This is a genomic window from Herminiimonas sp. (genome assembly GCF_030655415.1).
In genome coordinates this window covers 20,570-38,662 of sequence record NZ_JAURVN010000017.1, presented here as the reverse complement: position 1 = coordinate 38,662, position 18,093 = coordinate 20,570, and the positions used below count along the sequence as shown (strand labels likewise).

The following is an 18,093-nucleotide window of genomic DNA, read 5'->3' as shown; positions in this document are numbered from 1 at the left end:
CCTCTCGAGTGAGATATCCGCAGATAAACTGCGCAAATTACGTAAATGACATCGGAAATGGATGGTAACACGCGCTTCAAAAACCGCATGAGACAAATTGTTCACATGCAATAATTTAACTTGCCACTATTTTGCCACAGCCTATCGATTCAGTGCCCCTTGTTAAATACACAGATTATCGTTTTTCTATAATTGTTGTAACAATACAACGGGCGGCTGTTCAATGTTTCTTATAGCAAAACATTGACCTTAGTACATCAAAAAAGGTTCATGTTCTGAAGAAATTTTTATTGGTTAATTGCATTTTTATTATTTTTCGGAATTTATAACTTCAATCAAGACGCGCCGATTTGGTGCCAGGCAGCGTATCAATTTTGTATGCGTTAATTTGTCGTTGCACGCTTTCAGTGCTTGGCTTGATCCCGCACCAATTACATTCGTTTTGGTGGTGACTCCTTTTGCCTTCAAATAATCGGCGACGGCTTTCGCGCGGTTTTCCGAAAGGATTTGATTGGATTGAATCGAGCCCAGATTGTCAGTGTGTCCAGTAATCGTGATGCTTTTGATATTCTGGCATTCAGCTAGGCGGGGTAAGACGTCGCGATCTATCTGGCGTTTAGCAGCTTTATTTAATTGAGCTTTATTAAAGGCAAAGGTTTGATCGCTGCTTAATGTGAAGTTGCATGGCTTGGCGGCCTGAGCCGGCACGGCCTTGGTCAAGTTGTTGGCGATATCGGGCGCGATGGGGTTTGGAATAGGTGAGGCGAGGGCGCCGTCGCAGCCTGCGATGGCGTCATTTTCTGACCATGATCCTGATCTCCAGCACAGGCCAAATTCGCTGCGGGTGATGACTCCGCTACTGTTTTGACTATAAGAATGGCTGGATGGCGCTGAGATGTCCGCCTTGGTTTGCGCTGTGACATAAGGCGACGCGGCGCCGACCAATATAACTAAGGCCAGTTTGTTAAGCATATTTTCTCTTGATGGACGGTGTTCTGAAGTGGATGCCGATTTTCAGCAGCCCGCATTTAAACATATTTTCCCGGAATTCAGTCCCGGCGCTAACCATCGCTTACAAAGTTCCCTGGATGCCAAAAGCGATAAGAAGAGTTGTCGGCCGTGTTAAAATCTATGATTTGCCGGATCGTGCGCGTATTTGCCGTATTTGCTTATAAATAAGCGCCTGATTCTTCATTATCAAACCCTAGCCAAAGACCAGACGAACCGCCAATGGATCAATTCGCTAAAGAAACAATCCCGATTTCGCTTGAAGAAGAAATGCGCAAGAGTTACCTCGATTACGCGATGAGCGTAATTGTTGGTCGTGCGCTGCCTGACGTGCGTGATGGCTTGAAGCCTGTGCATCGCCGGGTTCTGTTTGCGATGCATGAAATGAATAACGTCTGGAATCGCCCGTATGTAAAATGCGCGCGCGTCGTCGGCGAGACGATGGGTAAATACCATCCACATGGCGATCAGTCGATTTACGACACGCTGGTGCGGATGGCGCAGCCATTTTCGCTGCGTTACATGCTGGTCGATGGCCAAGGTAACTTCGGTTCTGTCGATGGCGATAACGCTGCGGCGATGCGTTATACCGAGTGTCGTCTGGACAAACTGGCGAATGAAATTCTGGCTGATATCGACAAAGACACCGTCGATTTCGTGCCCAACTATGACGGCAAGGAACGTGAACCGTCGGTACTGCCGACCAAAATTCCGAATCTGCTGATCAACGGTTCGTCCGGTATTGCAGTTGGTATGGCGACCAATATTCCACCGCACAACATTACTGAAATCATTGACGGCGCCTTGCATGTATTACGCAATGCCGAGGTGACGATTGATGAACTGATCGAAATCATTCCGGCGCCGGATTTCCCTACGGGCGGCATTATTTATGGTGTGTCGGGCGTGCGCGATGGTTATCGCACAGGTCGCGGTCGCGTTGTCATGCGCGCGAAAACGCACTTCGAAGAATACGGCAAGGAAAATCGCGCGGCGATCATCGTCGACGAGTTGCCATATCAAGTTAACAAAAAGTCGCTGCTGGAACGCATTGCAGAATTAGTGCGCGACAAAAAGCTCGACGGTATTTCCGATATTCGCGATGAGTCCGATAAATCGGGTATGCGTGTTGTCATTGAATTGAAGCGCAATGAAGTGCCGGAAGTCGTACTGAACAATCTGTACAAACAGACTCAGTTGCAAGACACCTTCGGCATGAACATGGTTGCGCTGGTCGACAATCAGCCGAAGTTGCTGAACCTGAAGCAAATGCTGGAATGCTTCCTTTCGCATCGCCGTGAAGTCGTTACGCGTCGTACGATATTTGAGTTGCGCAAAGCGCGTGAACGCGGCCATGTCTTGGAAGGCCTGGCCGTTGCACTGGCCAACATTGATAACTTCATCGCCATCATCAAAGCGGCGCCAACGCCGCCGGTAGCGAAAGTTGACTTGATGGCGCGTGCCTGGGATTCGTCAGTTGTGCGCGAGATGTTGGCGCGTACCGGCGAGGGCATCGGCGGCATCGATGCTTTCCGTCCTGAGAATTTGCCTAAGCATTATGGTATTCAGCCTGACGGTTTGTACAAATTATCGGACGATCAAGCGCAAGAAATTTTGCAGATGCGTCTGCAACGCTTGACTGGTCTGGAACAAGACAAGATCGTCAATGAGTACAAAGAAGTCATGGATCAAATCGCCGATCTGCTCGATATTTTGTCCAAGCCTGAACGCGTCACCGTCATCATCACCGACGAACTGACAGCAATCAAAAATGAATATGGCATCGGCAATAAGGATGCGCGTCGTTCGACTATCGAACTGAACGCGACCGATTTGGGCACCGAAGATTTGATCACGCCGCAAGATATGGTCGTGACCTTGTCGCATACCGGTTACATGAAGTCGCAGCCAATTACCGAATACCGCGCACAAAAACGTGGCGGTCGCGGCAAGCAGGCAATGGCGACCAAGGAAGACGACTGGATCGATCAACTGTTCATCGCGAACACGCATGATTACATCCTCTGCTTTAGTAATCGCGGCCGTATGTACTGGTTGAAAGTGTGGGAAGTGCCGCAAGGTTCACGCAATTCGCGCGGCAAACCTATCGTCAATATGTTCCCGCTGCAGGACGGCGAAAAAATCACCGTGATTCTGCCGGTATCCGGCGAGAACCGTACGTTCCCTGAAGATCGCTATATTTTCATGTCGACCAGTCTTGGCACCGTGAAAAAAACCTCGCTCAGCGATTTCAGCAATCCACGCAAGGCCGGCATTATCGCGGTTGATCTGGATGACGGCGATTTCCTGATCGGTGCTGCGCTGACTGATGGCAAGCATGATGTGATGTTGTTCTCCGATTCCGGCAAGGCAGTGCGCTTTGACGAAAACGATGTGCGTCCTATGGGCCGTACAGCGCGTGGTGTGCGTGGTATGAATCTGGAAGACGGACAACAAGTCATCGCCTTGCTGGTAGCTGAAAACGAACAGCAATCAGTACTGACCGCGACAGAAAACGGTTTCGGCAAACGTACGCCGATCACCGAATACACACGTCATGGCCGTGGTACCAAAGGCATGATTGCAATCCAGACCAGCGAGCGTAACGGCAAAGTTGTTGCCGCTACTCTGGTGGACGTTGCTGATGAAATCATGTTGATCACAACCGGTGGTGTGTTGATTCGTACCCGCGTTGCAGAGATTCGCGAAATGGGGCGTGCGACCCAAGGCGTGACCTTGATTGCGGTCGAAGACGGCACCAAGCTGAGCGGACTGCAACGCATACTTGAATCAGATATTGAAGAAGATCAATCCGGTACAGAGGAAGAATAATAATGAAGCGCGTGTTTAACTTTTCACCGGGCCCTGCTGCAATTGCGCAAGAAGTGATTCAGCAAGCTGCGGATGAAATGACAAACTGGAGAGGTTGCGGTTTGTCAGTCATGGAGATGAGTCATCGCGGGCGCGAATTCACGGAAATCCTGGCAACTGCAAAAAGCGATCTGCGTGAGCTGATGGCGATTCCGGATAACTATAAAATTCTGTTCATGCAAGGCGGCGCGATTGCTGAAAATGCAATCGTGCCTTTGAATTTGATTGGCCATAAATCACAACCGGCGACGATCGATTTCGTCAATACCGGTCACTGGTCAGTCAAGAGCATTGAAGAAGCGCACAAGTATGCGAAGGTCAACATCGCCGCATCGTCAGAAGATTCAGGTTTCGATCACGTGCCTGCACGCGATACCTGGAAGCTGACACCAGATGCTGCCTACGTGCATATCTGCACCAATGAAACTATCGGCGGTGTTGAATTCGATTTCGTGCCAGACGTAGGCAATGTGCCTTTGGTCGCGGATATGTCGTCGAACATTTTGTCGCGCGAAATCGATGTTTCTAAGTACGCCGTGATTTACGCTGGCGCACAAAAGAATATCGGTCCTGCAGGTTTGACCATCGTCATCGTGCGTGAAGATATGCTTGGCCACGCTTTGCCAATTTGCCCGTCCGCATTCGACTGGAAAATGGTTGAAGAACATGACTCGATGTTCAACACGCCACCAACGTATCCTATCTATATTGCTGGCTTGACCTTCCAATGGATGAAACGCCATGGCGGTGTTGCAGCAATGGAGAAAAACAATATCGCCAAAGCGCAATTGATGTACGACTATCTGAATTCAACAGATTTCTATATCAATAAAGTGCCAGCAGCGAACCGTTCGCGCATGAATGTACCGTTTTTCTTGAAAGACGAATCCTTGAACGCCAAGTTCATCGCTGAAGCTGAGCAAAACGATCTGGTGCAACTCAAAGGTCATAGCTCAGTAGGCGGTATGCGTGCATCGATTTACAATGCAATGCCGATCGAAGGCGTGCAGGCGCTGGTTGCCTTCATGAAGGACTTCGAGAAAAAATACGCTTGATTCTCGTTTGAATCAAAACATCTAAGGTCTTTGAATAAGATGACGATGGACGACAAGCTCAAACCGCTGCGCGTGCAAATCGACGCAATCGATGCGCAAATTCTGGATTTGTTGAATCAGCGCGCACGCGTCGCACAGCAAGTCGGCCACGTTAAGGCAGAAACCAACGCACCGGTTTTTCGCCCTGAACGTGAAGCGCAGGTTTTGCGCAGTGTGGCAGAACGCAATCCCGGCCCACTTTTGGATACGGATATTCAAACCGTTTTTCGTGAAGTGATGTCGGCTTGTCGTGCGTTGGAAAAGCGCGTGACGGTTGCCTATCTCGGCCCTGCAGGAACCTTCAGCGAACAAGCGGTGTATCAACAGTTTGGTCGTGCAGTCGAAGGCATGCCATGTGCATCTATCGATGAAGTGTTTCGCGCCACGGAAGCTGGCACTGCAGATTTTGGTGTGGTGCCGATTGAGAATTCGTCTGAAGGCGTGATCAATCGCACCCTTGATTTGCTGCTGCAAACGACGTTGACCTTGAGCGGCGAAGTATCGATACAAGTGAATCACAGCTTGATGACGCGCTCCGGCAACATGAGCGAGATCAAAAGCATATGCGCGCACTCGCAAGCGCTGGCGCAATGTCAATTGTGGCTCAACCAAAACTATCCAAACATAGAACGTCGCGCTGTAGCTTCCAATGGTGAAGCCGCACGCTTGGCAGGCGAAGATACATCGGTCGCAGCCATTGCCAGTGAAATCGCCGGCAAGAATTACAGTCTGCAAATCGTCAAAGCCCATATCCAGGATGATCCTCACAATCGCACGCGCTTCGCGGTGATCGGTCGTTTGCATACTGCTCCTAGTGGCAAGGATCAAACATCGCTGGTGCTGTCGGTGCCGAACAAAGCCGGTGCTGTCTACAATCTATTGGCGCCGCTGGCGAAACATGGCGTGTCGATGACGCGTTTTGAATCGCGTCCTGCACGCATGGGTACGTGGGAATATTATTTTTACGTTGATGTGGAAGGCCATTTGAAAGACAGCAAAGTGGCAGACGCATTGACGGAGCTGAAAGACAACTCCGCATTTTTCAAAGTGCTCGGTTCGTATCCATTCAGTTTGTAATTTAGTTCTGCTGTTGTGCCGTGAGCGCTTGCCTGCAAACGCAGCAACGTCATTCTGGCAATAGTCATTCTTGTTATGGAATCCTTTATGTCAATTCAGTTCGGCCCTGATTACGTTCGTGCGATTGCGCCTTATCAAGGTGGCAGACCGATTGCAGAAGTTGCGCGTGAATTCGGTCTAGACGAAGCAAAAATCGTCAAACTTGCATCCAATGAAAATCCGCTCGGCATGCCCGAGTCGGCCAAGAAAGCGATGGCGCTTGCCATAGCAGATGCTGGCCGTTATCCCGACGGCAATGGTTTCGATTTAAAAGCTGCGATCACCGCAAAATATGGCGTCCCTGCAGAGTGGATCACGCTCGGTAACGGCAGCAACGATATTCTGGAATTGTCCGCACATGCATTTGTGCAGCCGGGACAATCGGTGATCTATGCGCAGTATTCATTCGCGATTTACCCATTAGCGACGCAGGCTGTCGGTGGCCGTTCGCTCGTTATTGCTGCAAAAGATTTTGGCCACGATCTGGATGCGATGCTTGACGCGATTGAAGCTGATACGCGTTTAATATTTGTTGCGAATCCAAATAACCCAACGGGGACATTTATTCCTGGGCCTCAGATCGAGGCATTCTTGAAGCGTGTGCCGCCGAATGTCGTCGTCGTGCTGGATGAAGCCTACACAGAATTCCTCGCACCAGAATTGCAATACGATTCGATCGCGTGGGTCAGTCAATATCCGAATCTGTTGGTGTCGCGCTCGATGTCCAAGGTTTATGGCTTGGCGGGTTTGCGAATTGGCTATGGCATTGCGCAGCCTGGCATTACCGATTTGTTGAATCGCATACGTCAGCCATTCAACGTCAATTCGCTGGCGCAAGCCGCTGCGATTGCAGCCTTGGATGATAAAGCGTTTGTAGAAAAAAGCGCGCAAATGAATGCCGCAGGTTACCGTCAGTTGACGCAAGCCTTTGATGAATTGAAGCTCAGCTATGTTCCATCGAGCGCCAACTTTGTATTGGTCAAAGTCGGTGATGACGATAGTGCTGGGGCGCGCATCAATCTGGGCTTGTTAAAACAAGGTGTGATTGTGCGTCCAGTTGGTAACTATGGTTTGCCGCAATGGTTGCGCATTTCAATCGGCCTGCCAGAAGAAAATACTATTTGTATCGCCGCATTGAAAAAAGCCTTGGCTTGAGTTTGTAATGCAAAGCCAACGTTCGACTTTTAAACTTAACTGATCAACTATTTTCCAACTCCTCACGTGCTAAAAAAAATCGTCATCTTCGGTGTGGGTTTGATAGGCGGATCGTTCGCGCTCGCATTGCGCAAAGCCGGTGCAGTAGAACAGATCGTTGGTGTCGGACGAACCCAAGCTTCGCTGTTGCGAGCCAAGGAACTCGGCATTATTGACGTCATCAGCACGTCTATCGAAGAATCGCTGCTAGATGCCGATCTGGTGTTGTTGTCGGTGCCGGTAGCGCAAACCGAAGCAACGCTTGCTGCGATCAAACCTTATTTGCAAAAGCAAACAGTCATCACCGATGCTGGCAGTATCAAAGGCGAAGTGGTGCTTGCCGCACGTCGCGCACTTGGTGAAAAAATTGGACAGTTTGTTCCAGGCCATCCGATCGCAGGCTTGGAATCGACTGGTCCGGACGCCGCGATTGCCAGTTTGTATATCGGCAAAAAAATTGTCCTGACGCCGTTGCCAGAAAACTCTGCCGAGCAGGTCGCCGTAGTGGAAAAAGCGTGGCAACAATGCGGTGCCATCATCCATCAACTGACGGCGGAAAATCACGATGCAGTTTTTGCGGCAGTCAGTCACTTGCCGCATTTGTTGGCATACGCTTTGGTCGATGATATTGCGACCAAGCCACACGCCGATTTGTTGTTCCAATATGCCGCAAGTGGGTTCCGCGATTTCACACGGATTGCCGGTTCGTCGCCAGAGATGTGGCGTGATATCAGTCTGACCAATCAGCATGCAATATTGACCGAGCTTGATGCTTACATTGCTCAACTCACGCGCTTCCGTGGCCAGCTCGCAGTAGGCGATGGTGACGCAATGTATGCAATGTTTTCCAATGCACAGCGTGCGCGCCAAAACTGGCAGCGCAGTATCGAAACTGCTGAAATCCAGCCTAAACAAGACAACGATAAATGAAACACTATCCGCATTATCTTGACCTGCAACCAGCGATGCACGCCAAAGGCGTTGTGCGTTTGCCGGGTTCAAAAAGTATTTCCAATCGCACGTTGTTGCTGGCGGCGCTGTGCGATGGCACCACGCATATCAAGGATTTGCTGGCATCCGACGACACGCATGTGATGTTAATGGCGCTGCAAAAACTTGGCGTCAAATGGGAGCAAATCGGCGAGTCGCAGGATTATGTCGTGCATGGTGTGAACGGTTCATTCCCTGTGCACCAAGCGGATCTATTCATGGGCAATGCAGGCACGGCGATTCGTCCACTGACAGCTGCGTTGGCCGTTACCGGTGGCGACTACACCTTGCATGGCGTGTCGCGTATGCATGAGCGTCCGATTGCTGATTTGGTTGAAGCATTGAATGCCGTTGGCACGCATATCGAATACACCGGCGTGGCAGGTTATCCGCCATTGCATATTCAGCGCGGCCGACTGCATGCGCAACGTATGCAAGTGCGCGGTAATGTATCCAGCCAATTCCTGACTGCATTGTTGATGGCCGCGCCTTTGATGGCGCGCGATGAAGATGTGCGGATCGATGTGATCGGTGAATTGATTTCCAAACCGTATATCGAAATTACGCTGAATCTGATTCGACGTTTTGGCGTGACCGTGCAACGCGATGGTTGGCAGTCGTTCACGATTGCCGCTGGTCAACGCTATGTCAGCCCAGGCACTATTCATGTGGAAGGCGATGCCTCGTCGGCGTCATACTTCCTTGCTGCCGGCGCAATTGCTGGCGGCCCGGTGCGTGTGGAAGGTGTGGGCAAGGATAGTATTCAAGGTGACGTACGTTTTGTCGAAGCGCTCGAACAAATGGGCGCGACGATACGCATGGGCGATAACTGGATAGAAGCCGAATCGAATGGCGTGTTGCGCGCTATCGATGCCGACTTCAATCACATTCCTGACGCCGCGATGACGATTGCTGTTGCAGCTTTATACGCCGATGGCCCGAGTACTTTGCGCAATATTGCTAGCTGGCGCGTGAAGGAAACTGATCGCATTAGTGCGATGGCGACTGAACTGCGCAAGCTGGGTGCGATTGTGGAAGAGGGGGCGGACTATTTGCGCGTCACACCACCGAAAGGGATTCAGACCGCAGCAATCGATACCTACGATGATCATCGTATGGCGATGTGCTTTTCACTCGCGACACTGGATGGTGCAGCACGTCGCGGCAATAAAGTGCGTATCAACGATCCGCAATGCGTCGCTAAAACTTTCCCGGATTACTTTGACGCTTTTGCCAAAGTGACAGAAGACACTTTGTTCTAAAGGCGGCAAGTTAGTACTCGCTTGCCCGAGCAATACAGCCCATGAATGCCGAGTGCACTTAACTGATTTCCTAAAATGACCACACCCACACATATTCCCGTCATCGCGATAGATGGTCCGACCGCATCGGGCAAAGGCACAGTCGCGCAATTAGTCGCAACTGAACTCGGCTTCCATTACCTCGATTCCGGCGCTCTATATCGTCTGACTGCTTTGTCCGCCTTGTATCGCGGCATCGCATTGGATGACGAGCAGGCTTTGGCTAATTCGGTAGAAAGTCTGAAGTGTGGCTTCAAGGATGGCGACATTTTCCTGGATCGGGAAAACGTAACGATGTCGATACGGGCAGAAGAAGTTGGTAATACGGCATCAAAAATTGCAGCATTGCCCGCAGTTCGTAAGGCTTTGGTCGATTTGCAACTGCGTTTTTGTGAGGCTCCGGGCTTGATCGCCGATGGGCGCGACATGGGTACGGTGATTTTCCCTGACGCAGAGCTGAAAGTCTTCCTGACGGCGAGTGCCGAAGCACGTGCCGAAAGACGATATAAGCAATTGATTGGCAAGGGATTTTCTGCTAACATGCAAGACCTCCTGAAAGATTTGAACGAACGTGATGCCCGTGATGCAAATCGCGCAGTTGCTCCGCTCAAGCCCGCAGAAGACGCGTATTTGCTGGATACCTCGGATTTAACCGTGAATCAAGCGGTGGAAAAGGTACTTGGCTGGTATGCAGCAAAGAAGCAAGCCGTATAAGTTTTGTTTTAAATTGTTGTACCCGTTGTCCGTTCAGACGCAAAGTCTGGCGGGCTTTGAAAAACCTAACCCATTATTCGTTCGTCTTTTACTGTGCAGTTCAGTTTGCAGTGAAACGAGAAAATACGAATCCTGGTCAACCTGCTTAAATATCTCTTATGACTACTGTTGTCACCTCCACATCAGAAACACCTGTTGGCATGGAAAGTTTTGCCGCTCTTTTTGAAGAATCGTTGTCACGTCAGGACATGCGTTCCGGTGAAGTGATTTCGGCTGAAGTCGTTCGCCTTGACCATAACTTCGTTATCGTCAACGCCGGCTTGAAGTCGGAAGCATTTATTCCAATCGAAGAATTCAAAAACGACAATGGCGAACTCGAAGTCAACGTAGGCGACTTTATTTCCGTCGCAATCGAATCCCTCGAAAACGGTTTTGGCGACACGATCTTGTCGCGCGACAAGGCTAAACGCCTGGCGTCGTGGCTCTCGCTTGAAAAAGCGATGGAGTCTGGCGAAATCGTGATCGGTACCGTTAACGGTAAAGTTAAAGGCGGTCTGACCGTTTTGACCAATGGCATCCGCGCATTCTTGCCGGGTTCGCTGGTCGATACACGTCCTGTCAAGGACACGACCCCATTCGAAGGCAAAACCCTCGAATTCAAAGTTATCAAACTTGATCGCAAACGTAACAACGTAGTGTTGTCCCGTCGCGCTGTCATCGAAGCATCGATGGGCGAAGAGCGTCAAAAATTGATGGAAACACTCAAAGAAGGCACCGTTGTAACCGGCGTCGTCAAAAATATCACCGACTACGGCGCGTTCGTGGATCTGGGCGGTATCGATGGTCTGTTGCACATTACCGATCTGGCATGGCGTCGTGTGCGTCACCCATCGGAAGTGCTGACTGTCGGTCAAGAAATCACAGCTAAAGTTCTCAAGTACGATCAAGAGAAAAACCGTGTTTCGCTGGGCGTTAAACAATTGGGCGATGATCCATGGACCGGTTTGTCACGTCGTTACCCACAAGGCACACGCCTGTTCGGTAAAGTCACAAACCTCACAGACTACGGCTCGTTCGTTGAAGTTGAACAAGGCATCGAAGGCCTGGTTCACGTTTCCGAAATGGATTGGACCAACAAAAACGTGGCACCAAACAAAGTTGTCCAATTGGGCGACGAAGTTGAAGTCATGGTTCTGGAAATCGACGAAGAACGTCGTCGTATCAGCCTCGGTATGAAACAGTGCAAAGCCAATCCTTGGGACGACTTCGCAGTCACCCACAAGAAAGGTGACAAAGTCCGCGGCGCGATCAAATCGATCACCGACTTCGGCGTGTTCATCGGTCTGGCTGGCAACATCGACGGTCTGGTTCACTTGTCGGATCTGTCATGGACAGAAACAGGCGAAGAAGCTGTTCGTCGCTTCAAAAAAGGTGACGAGCTGGAAGCAATCGTGTTAGCAATCGACGTGGAACGTGAACGCGTTTCCCTCGGCGTCAAACAACTCGAAGGCGACCCATTCAACAACTTCGCTGCGATGAACGACAAAGGCGCATTGGTTACTGGTACCGTTAAATCGGTTGAGCCTAAAGGCGCAGTGATCCAATTGTCCGAAGAAGTTGAAGGCTACTTGCGCGCTTCCGAAATCTCCCGCGATCGCGTGGAAGATGCTGGTACGCACCTGAAAGTCGGCGACACAGTCGAAGCTATGGTTATCAACGTTGATCGCAAAGCACGCGGTATTCAACTGTCGATCAAAGCGAAAGACAATGTTGAAACGCAAGAAGCAATGCAAAAAATGTCGACATCGACAGATTCGAACGCTGCGTCGGGTACGACCAGCCTCGGCGCATTGCTGAAAGCCAAGCTCGACAACAGCAAGAACTAAGTAAGCATCAATGACAAAGTCGGAGCTGATTGCCCGTCTGGCTGAGCGTTATCCGCAACTGGTAGCCAAGGATGCGGATTACGCGGTCAAAACCATCCTCGATGCGATGTCCGATGCCTTGGCAACCGGACAGCGGATCGAGATCCGTGGTTTTGGCAGCTTTGCGCTTAACAGCCGTCCACCTCGCATTGGTCGCAACCCGAAGTCTGGCGATAAAGTGATGGTTCCCGAAAAACGGGTACCGCATTTCAAGCCTGGCAAACAGTTGCGCGAGCGTGTGGATGCGATGGTTGGACAACCGATCATTGAAGACTAAGTTGTGTGCAATGAAATATGGAACGGCATCTTCGGATGCCGTTTTTTTTACGCCATCTGAAGATGACGTTTCTTTTCACGTACAATTTCGCTAGTTAAAAGTTGTACCGATCAGGTTGGCTAAAAAAGCCATCCGTCTAGTCTAAATAAAGGAATCAGCGTCATGAAGATCCTGTTCAGAATCCTTGCTGCCATATTTTTCATCATATTTTTCGGCTTCGCCTTGAAGAATACGGACGAAGTGACATTACGGTTTTTCTTGGGTTACGTCATACAAGGACCGCTGGTTTTACTGTTGCTGGGCTTCTTCGTTGCTGGCGCAGTGTTGGGCGTGTTGGCCATGTTGCCTATGGTGTTCCGCTCGCGTAGAGAAGTAGCAAAGAACAAGAAAGCGCTCGTAACGATACAGAATGAAGCGCAGGCGAGTTTGCTGGCTAAATCGCAACCGCCGCAACCGGATGCGGTTTCTCAGCTATAACTGAAGCTATAAAATCTGCAGCATAAATTACATCTTGAAATCGCCGTAGCCGCACATCTTTAAACGGCATATTCAGCCATTTGATCAACACATAATAAATACGGCATTGCATGGAATTTGAAACTTGGTGGTTGCTCGCTGTTCCGGCCTTTTTTACTCTGGGCTGGATTGCTGCGCGCGTAGATATCAAACAACTGGTTTCCGAGTCGCGCAGTCTGCCGCGCGGCTATTTCAAAGGTTTGAATTTTTTACTGAACGAGCAACCTGATAAAGCGATTGATGCCTTCATCGAAATCGTCAAACTGGATCCGGAAACAGTCGAACTGCATTTCGCTCTCGGCAATCTTTTCCGCCGTCGCGGCGAGACCGAGCGTGCGATACGTGTGCATCAGAATTTGTTGGCGCGTCCAGATTTGCCGCAAGAGCACAAGGTGCATGCGCAATATGAACTGGGTCAGGATTATCTGAACGCTGGTTTGCTGGATAGAGCAGAAGAGACCTTCAACCTTTTGGCTGATACACAATACAGCGCGCAAGCGCGTCGTGCCTTGCTTGAAATTTATCAGCGCGAAAAGGAATGGCACCGCGCCATCGAAGCCGCGCAAGCTTTGCAAGAATCTGGTGCCGGTGGTCGTCAAAAAGAGGTCGCACAATTTTATTGTGAGTTGGCCCAAGACGAGTTGGTGCATACGCATCCAGATGCCGCGATTACCCTGCTGGAAAAAGCCTTGGCCGCCGATCGCAAGAGCGTGCGCGCGACCATGTTGATGGGCGATGCATTTTTAGCGAAGGGCGATATTGAGTCTGCTTTGCTTGCGTGGCGTCGCGTTGAACATCAGAGCGTGCCGCACGTGGCATTGGTAGCGCAGCGCTTGATGGATGGTTATCGCACTGTAGGGCGTGCGCAAGAAGGCGTGAACCTGCTGAAATTTTATTTGACGGAAGCTTCTTCCATCGACTTGCTGGAAGTTGTATTTCAAGCCGTGTTGGAGTTGGAAGGTGTGGATGCGGCAACGCAGATGGTCAGCGATGAATTGCGCCGTACGCCAACCTTGTTGGGTTTGGATAAATTGCTGGAAGCGCGTTTGTTGGATGCGCCGCCCGAGATGCGTACCGAACTATCGATGGTCAAGAATCTGGTCCATGGCTACACGCAAAAGCTCGCGCGCTATCAGTGCAGCAATTGCGGATTCAAGGCGCGGCAGTATTATTGGCAATGTCCTGGTTGCAGCAAATGGGAAAGCTATCCACCACGCCGTACTGAAGAATTAAATGTAATGAATTGAGTGTCTGGATCACATCCACCATTGCATCATCTTCAATCATGATTTTCACCGCTGAGGCGGTGAAAACTCACCTGTTTATGGGAATGTTATTCCTATCCAATGCTGCTAAAGTTCAAACGGGTTTATTGCAAATTAGGCAATAAATTCAGGCTTTATCGCCTGCGGTTCCGAGCTTTATCACCAATACACTGGAGACATTCCCCATGTTGAATAAATTATTGTTGGCTTTAGGTGCGCTGATCGCTTCAATCGGCTTTGCGTTCGCAAGCGTTGAAGTTAATCAGGCCGATCAAGCGGCGCTTGACGGTATTAAAGGCATAGGACCAACAACATCGAAAGCGATTTTGGATGCACGTAAAAAGGGTGGCAATTTCAAAGATTGGAATGATCTACAAACGCGCGTCAAAGGCGTAGGCGAAAAGAGCTCGGACAAGTTTTCGCAGGCTGGGCTGACCGTTAATGGCAAAGCTAAAGCTGGTGCAGAAAAACCTGCCGCAGCAAAAACGCCCGCTGTAAAAACAGAGAAAACAAAGGGCGCAGTCACTGACAAAACGATTGACGTCAAAAAACCAGCGAAAACCTAATGTCCGCACAAATGACCAAGCTGTAAACAAGCGTATAAGTATCAAAGCCTTGGCGATGGAAATCACCAAGGCTTTTTTCTGTCTGCACAGTTTACAATCAGGTTTGCACGCGCTCCTGCGCTGTCGATTAAAATGACGTTCTTCAGGAATTAACTCAATCCCCTTATGCCATATTTGACTATCGAAGACACCATCGGTAATACGCCGCTGGTGCAAATCAAACGCCTTGATGGTGAAGACACTGCGCGTCGTAACAACATCATTCTCGGCAAGCTGGAAGGTAATAATCCAGCCGGCTCGGTGAAGGATAGACCAGCCTTGTCGATGATCAAGCATGCGGAAGCGCGCGGCACGATCAAACCAGGCGACACGCTGATTGAAGCGACTAGCGGCAATACAGGTATCGCATTGGCGATGGTCGCAGCTATGCGCGGCTACAAGATGATCTTGTTAATGCCGGAAAATTTAAGCGAAGAACGTCGTCAAGCGATGGCCGCGTACGGTGCCAAGATTGTATTGACGCCTAAAACCGGCGGCATGGAGTACGCGCGCGATCTGGCAGAGCAGATGCAGAAAAACGGTGAAGGCCTGATCCTCGATCAGTTTGCTAATCCAGATAATCCTCGCGCACATTACGAAGCGACCGGACCTGAGATCTGGCGCGACACTGGCGGCAAGATCACGCATTTCATCAGCGCGATGGGAACCACTGGTACCATTATCGGCGTCTCGCAATATCTTAAAGAACAAAATCCCGATATCAAAATTATCGGTGTGCAACCGGAAGAGGGTTCACAAATTCCTGGTATCAGAAAATGGCCAGAAGCTTATTTGCCGAAGATCTACGATGCCAGCAAGGTCGATCATTTGGAATATGTCAGCCAAGCCGTTGCAGAACAAACTGCACGACGTTTAGCAATTGAAGAGGGGATTTTTTGCGGGATTTCAGCGGCTGGAGCATGTGAAGTCGCACTGCGAATTTCTCAAACAACAGAAAATGCAACGATAGTGTTTATCGTATGTGACCGAGGCGACCGCTATCTTTCAACAGGCGTATTCCCGGCGTAAGTTTTTTCGACTTAGCCGAGAGTAGCCGGTTGTTTTATTCTGCTGCTTGATCTACAGACACGCCATCTTTCGGCTTGAACTGTTTGTCGCTGATACGGAATTTATCGCGACGATCACCCATCAAAATGCGCAGGTCGCGAATGCTCAAGTCGCTGACTTCGTGCATACGGATCAATAGCGAAGCACCGACCGGCAAGCGGCGATGGCGAATTTTGCTGATTACCGGCGGTGCAACTTCCAGCGCACGTGAAAGGGCTGCATCATTTTTCAGGTGCAGTTTTTCAATCAGCGAATCCAGCAAGTGATTAGGATCATAAGCAACTTGATCTGCGAGTCGGTTACTAGTCATTGGGCTATCCTGAGTAGTCATAATATCTTCGATTCAAAAGTCAAAGGTGGAATGGGGAAATGCAAATATATGCAATTTCATCAGCTACTTCTTGGAGTATTGCCACATTGGTAAAGTTGCAAAAGACGATGATTTTTTACAATATTTCATATAAAAAAATTAACCGTAGGCAACCAATATAGCAAAAAATTCCAAAAAAGCAATTGAAAAACAATGTACTTTTTATACCTTATTCGGCCGCATAGATCGTTTAGAGTTCCTCAAAACAAGTTTTCTTTTGAAAAAAATGTAAAAAAAGAAACAAACGGTATGCGCGTATCCCTATAAACATCAATTACTTATATAGGGATGGAGCTTGATTATGAAAGAGTGGCTTGAATATTTCTTAAGGGAAATTACTTGCGGCGTTATGAGCGATGACATTCATTGTTACGCTTTAGGTATTAGTCCCAGCTTCTGCCATCCTTCGTTACCGAGTTTGCGCAAGGTTTCCATATTTTTTTCGAAAATCATTTCTGCTTCGGGAAATGCATCCACTGCGCGCTCTATGCTGGCTTCACGCAGCAAATGCAGGATCGGATACGGCGAGCGATTGGTGTAGTTTTCAATATCGTCCGCTGCAGCATCCGCAAATTGATAGTCCGGATGAAAGCTTGCAATCTGGATTTCGCCATCCAGTTCTAAGTCTTCCAATAGGTTGTCGGCTACGCTCAGAAAATCGTTGTAATCGAGGAAGTCGCTCAACATATCGGGAATGATGATCAGCGTCGTGTCTATCTGCGTTGGATCGGCGGCTTGTAAAGCCTGCAGTTCTGACTCCAGCTCGGCCACGAGTGCCTCAACTTCTTTCGCTTTACTGACAACATAGCGAATCTGTTGTTTGACATAGACTGCTTTGGCGAAGGGACAGAGATTGAGACCGATCACGGCTTTTTCGATCCATGCCTGAGTCGCGGCAATAATGGCGTGGTCGTGGTGCTCAGGACTTGCGGGGGAAGATGTTTGCATTAGGTTTGTTCTCGTTAAGCGCTCATTTTAAACGTTTGATTCGCAGAATAATTTCTGCGCGCGCGACATTCATCAGCCTTATTTGCTTGATCTGATAAACAAAGCCTGAAAAATCATCGCTAGGATCGCGATAGATCGGCTATTCTTGCGAGCGCGCTGCACTACCAAACTGCGAATAAAGCATTACCGCATCGCCACTCAAATTTCTATTTCAGTATTTATTTTTAACTAATTCATACGTTTTCGACACAAGTACATTCATGGCTCTCAAATCCACCATCTTCAAAGCTGATCTGCAAATTGCCGACATGGACAGGCAATATTACGACGGACATATGCTGACTATCGCGCGTCATCCGTCAGAAACAGATGAACGCATGATGGTGAGGATATTGGCATTTGTTTTGAACGCCAGTGAAGCACTGACATTTGGCAAAGGCATCAGCGCTGATGATGAACCTGATGTGTGGCTGAAAGACTTAACGGGCGCGATTGATCTGTGGATAGAAGTAGGTCAGCCTGACGAAAAACGCATTCTGAAAGCCTGCGGCCGTTCGAATCAAGTCATCATTTACAGCTATAGCAGCATGAGCAATATCTGGTGGAATCAGATTGCGAACAAGGTAGATAGAGCGAAGAATCTGAGTGTCTTTAATTTACCCGCTGCCACCAGTCAGGCGCTTGCCAAACTTGCGCAACGCAATATGCAATTGCAATGCACGATCCAGGATGCGCAAGTCTGGATTAACGGTGACGGTGAATCGTTGCTGATTGACTTGCAGACTTTGAAAGTGCCAGCGGACGCGGCCAAATAATTATTTGGCGACGTCG

17 protein-coding genes are annotated in these 18,093 nt (G+C 49.4%); 14 read left to right on the top strand and 3 right to left on the bottom strand.

From position 1 onward, the window contains the following. Positions 1-309: 309 nt before the first annotated feature. On the bottom strand, positions 310-972 hold the full coding sequence (locus Q7T66_RS15945) for an OmpA family protein (RefSeq protein WP_304934088.1): 663 nt from the start codon (positions 970-972) through the stop codon (positions 310-312). A 258-nt stretch (positions 973-1,230) separates the two neighbouring features. Between Q7T66_RS15945 and gyrA the strand changes: the two genes are divergently transcribed. The 13 genes from gyrA (at position 1,231) to cysM (ending at position 15,905) form a co-directional block, all read left to right on the top strand. Next, positions 1,231-3,840 (top strand): DNA gyrase subunit A, encoded by a 2,610-nt coding sequence (gene gyrA, locus Q7T66_RS15940; RefSeq protein ID WP_304934087.1) that lies wholly within the window; start codon positions 1,231-1,233, stop codon positions 3,838-3,840. Between the two features lie 2 nt (positions 3,841-3,842). Then, on the top strand, positions 3,843-4,934 hold the full coding sequence (gene serC / locus Q7T66_RS15935; RefSeq protein WP_304934086.1) for a 3-phosphoserine/phosphohydroxythreonine transaminase: 1,092 nt from the start codon (positions 3,843-3,845) through the stop codon (positions 4,932-4,934). 39 nt (positions 4,935-4,973) lie between these two features. Continuing rightward, entirely contained in the window at positions 4,974-6,050 is a 1,077-nt protein-coding gene (gene pheA / locus Q7T66_RS15930) for a prephenate dehydratase (RefSeq protein WP_304934085.1), read from the top strand. An 87-nt stretch (positions 6,051-6,137) separates the two neighbouring features. Continuing rightward, positions 6,138-7,244 (top strand): histidinol-phosphate transaminase, encoded by a 1,107-nt coding sequence (gene hisC, locus Q7T66_RS15925; RefSeq protein ID WP_304934084.1) that lies wholly within the window; start codon positions 6,138-6,140, stop codon positions 7,242-7,244. A 66-nt stretch (positions 7,245-7,310) separates the two neighbouring features. Further along, positions 7,311-8,213: a prephenate dehydrogenase/arogenate dehydrogenase family protein gene (locus Q7T66_RS15920; protein WP_304934083.1), complete on the top strand. Its 903-nt coding sequence runs from the start codon at positions 7,311-7,313 to the stop codon at positions 8,211-8,213. Beyond that, positions 8,210-9,535 (top strand): 3-phosphoshikimate 1-carboxyvinyltransferase, encoded by a 1,326-nt coding sequence (gene aroA / locus Q7T66_RS15915; RefSeq protein WP_304934082.1) that lies wholly within the window; start codon positions 8,210-8,212, stop codon positions 9,533-9,535. The genes Q7T66_RS15920 and aroA overlap by 4 nt, the downstream gene beginning before the upstream one ends. A gap of 75 nt (positions 9,536-9,610) precedes the next feature. After that, complete coding sequence (gene cmk / locus Q7T66_RS15910; RefSeq protein ID WP_304934081.1) at positions 9,611-10,288, top strand: (d)CMP kinase; 678 nt, start codon at positions 9,611-9,613, stop codon at positions 10,286-10,288. A gap of 200 nt (positions 10,289-10,488) precedes the next feature. Beyond that, positions 10,489-12,174, top strand: coding sequence for a 30S ribosomal protein S1 (gene rpsA / locus Q7T66_RS15905; RefSeq protein WP_112991105.1), 1,686 nt, complete (start codon positions 10,489-10,491; stop codon positions 12,172-12,174). 10 nt (positions 12,175-12,184) lie between these two features. Next, positions 12,185-12,490 (top strand): integration host factor subunit beta, encoded by a 306-nt coding sequence (locus tag Q7T66_RS15900; protein ID WP_011871954.1) that lies wholly within the window; start codon positions 12,185-12,187, stop codon positions 12,488-12,490. Between the two features lie 162 nt (positions 12,491-12,652). Then, positions 12,653-12,967, top strand: coding sequence for a lipopolysaccharide assembly LapA domain-containing protein (locus Q7T66_RS15895; protein ID WP_304934080.1), 315 nt, complete (start codon positions 12,653-12,655; stop codon positions 12,965-12,967). A 110-nt stretch (positions 12,968-13,077) separates the two neighbouring features. Then, positions 13,078-14,253 (top strand): lipopolysaccharide assembly protein LapB, encoded by a 1,176-nt coding sequence (lapB, locus tag Q7T66_RS15890; protein WP_304934079.1) that lies wholly within the window; start codon positions 13,078-13,080, stop codon positions 14,251-14,253. A gap of 203 nt (positions 14,254-14,456) precedes the next feature. After that, positions 14,457-14,837 carry a helix-hairpin-helix domain-containing protein gene (locus Q7T66_RS15885; protein WP_304934078.1) on the top strand — a complete coding sequence of 127 codons (381 nt, stop codon included), beginning with the start codon at positions 14,457-14,459 and terminating at the stop codon, positions 14,835-14,837. Between the two features lie 165 nt (positions 14,838-15,002). Beyond that, positions 15,003-15,905, top strand: a complete 903-nt coding sequence (gene cysM / locus Q7T66_RS15880) for a cysteine synthase CysM (RefSeq protein WP_304934077.1) — start codon at positions 15,003-15,005, stop codon at positions 15,903-15,905. Between the two features lie 34 nt (positions 15,906-15,939). Here cysM and Q7T66_RS15875 read toward each other — a convergent pair whose 3' ends face one another. Both Q7T66_RS15875 and Q7T66_RS15870 read right to left on the bottom strand, forming a co-directional pair. Then, positions 15,940-16,275, bottom strand: coding sequence for a hypothetical protein (locus tag Q7T66_RS15875; protein WP_304934076.1), 336 nt, complete (start codon positions 16,273-16,275; stop codon positions 15,940-15,942). Between the two features lie 408 nt (positions 16,276-16,683). After that, positions 16,684-17,262: a DUF1415 domain-containing protein gene (locus tag Q7T66_RS15870; protein WP_304934075.1), complete on the bottom strand. Its 579-nt coding sequence runs from the start codon at positions 17,260-17,262 to the stop codon at positions 16,684-16,686. A 260-nt stretch (positions 17,263-17,522) separates the two neighbouring features. On the opposite strand from Q7T66_RS15870, the gene Q7T66_RS15865 reads away from it, so the two are divergent. Beyond that, on the top strand, positions 17,523-18,077 hold the full coding sequence (locus Q7T66_RS15865; protein ID WP_304934074.1) for a YaeQ family protein: 555 nt from the start codon (positions 17,523-17,525) through the stop codon (positions 18,075-18,077). The last annotated feature ends 16 nt before the right edge of the window (positions 18,078-18,093 follow it).

Coding starts and splice junctions, on each gene's coding strand:
- Q7T66_RS15865 (WP_304934074.1), top strand. CDS start 17,523: ATGGCTCTCAAATCCACCATCTTCAAAGCTGATCTGCAAATTGCCGAC.
- Q7T66_RS15895 (WP_304934080.1), top strand. CDS start 12,653: ATGAAGATCCTGTTCAGAATCCTTGCTGCCATATTTTTCATCATATTT.
- rpsA (WP_112991105.1), top strand. CDS start 10,489: ATGGAAAGTTTTGCCGCTCTTTTTGAAGAATCGTTGTCACGTCAGGAC.
- cysM (WP_304934077.1), top strand. CDS start 15,003: ATGCCATATTTGACTATCGAAGACACCATCGGTAATACGCCGCTGGTG.
- pheA (WP_304934085.1), top strand. CDS start 4,974: ATGACGATGGACGACAAGCTCAAACCGCTGCGCGTGCAAATCGACGCA.
- Q7T66_RS15885 (WP_304934078.1), top strand. CDS start 14,457: ATGTTGAATAAATTATTGTTGGCTTTAGGTGCGCTGATCGCTTCAATC.
- cmk (WP_304934081.1), top strand. CDS start 9,611: ATGACCACACCCACACATATTCCCGTCATCGCGATAGATGGTCCGACC.
- gyrA (WP_304934087.1), top strand. CDS start 1,231: ATGGATCAATTCGCTAAAGAAACAATCCCGATTTCGCTTGAAGAAGAA.
- Q7T66_RS15870 (WP_304934075.1), bottom strand. CDS start 17,262: ATGCAAACATCTTCCCCCGCAAGTCCTGAGCACCACGACCACGCCATT.
- aroA (WP_304934082.1), top strand. CDS start 8,210: ATGAAACACTATCCGCATTATCTTGACCTGCAACCAGCGATGCACGCC.
- lapB (WP_304934079.1), top strand. CDS start 13,078: ATGGAATTTGAAACTTGGTGGTTGCTCGCTGTTCCGGCCTTTTTTACT.
- serC (WP_304934086.1), top strand. CDS start 3,843: ATGAAGCGCGTGTTTAACTTTTCACCGGGCCCTGCTGCAATTGCGCAA.
- Q7T66_RS15900 (WP_011871954.1), top strand. CDS start 12,185: ATGACAAAGTCGGAGCTGATTGCCCGTCTGGCTGAGCGTTATCCGCAA.
- Q7T66_RS15945 (WP_304934088.1), bottom strand. CDS start 972: ATGCTTAACAAACTGGCCTTAGTTATATTGGTCGGCGCCGCGTCGCCT.
- hisC (WP_304934084.1), top strand. CDS start 6,138: ATGTCAATTCAGTTCGGCCCTGATTACGTTCGTGCGATTGCGCCTTAT.
- Q7T66_RS15875 (WP_304934076.1), bottom strand. CDS start 16,275: ATGACTACTCAGGATAGCCCAATGACTAGTAACCGACTCGCAGATCAA.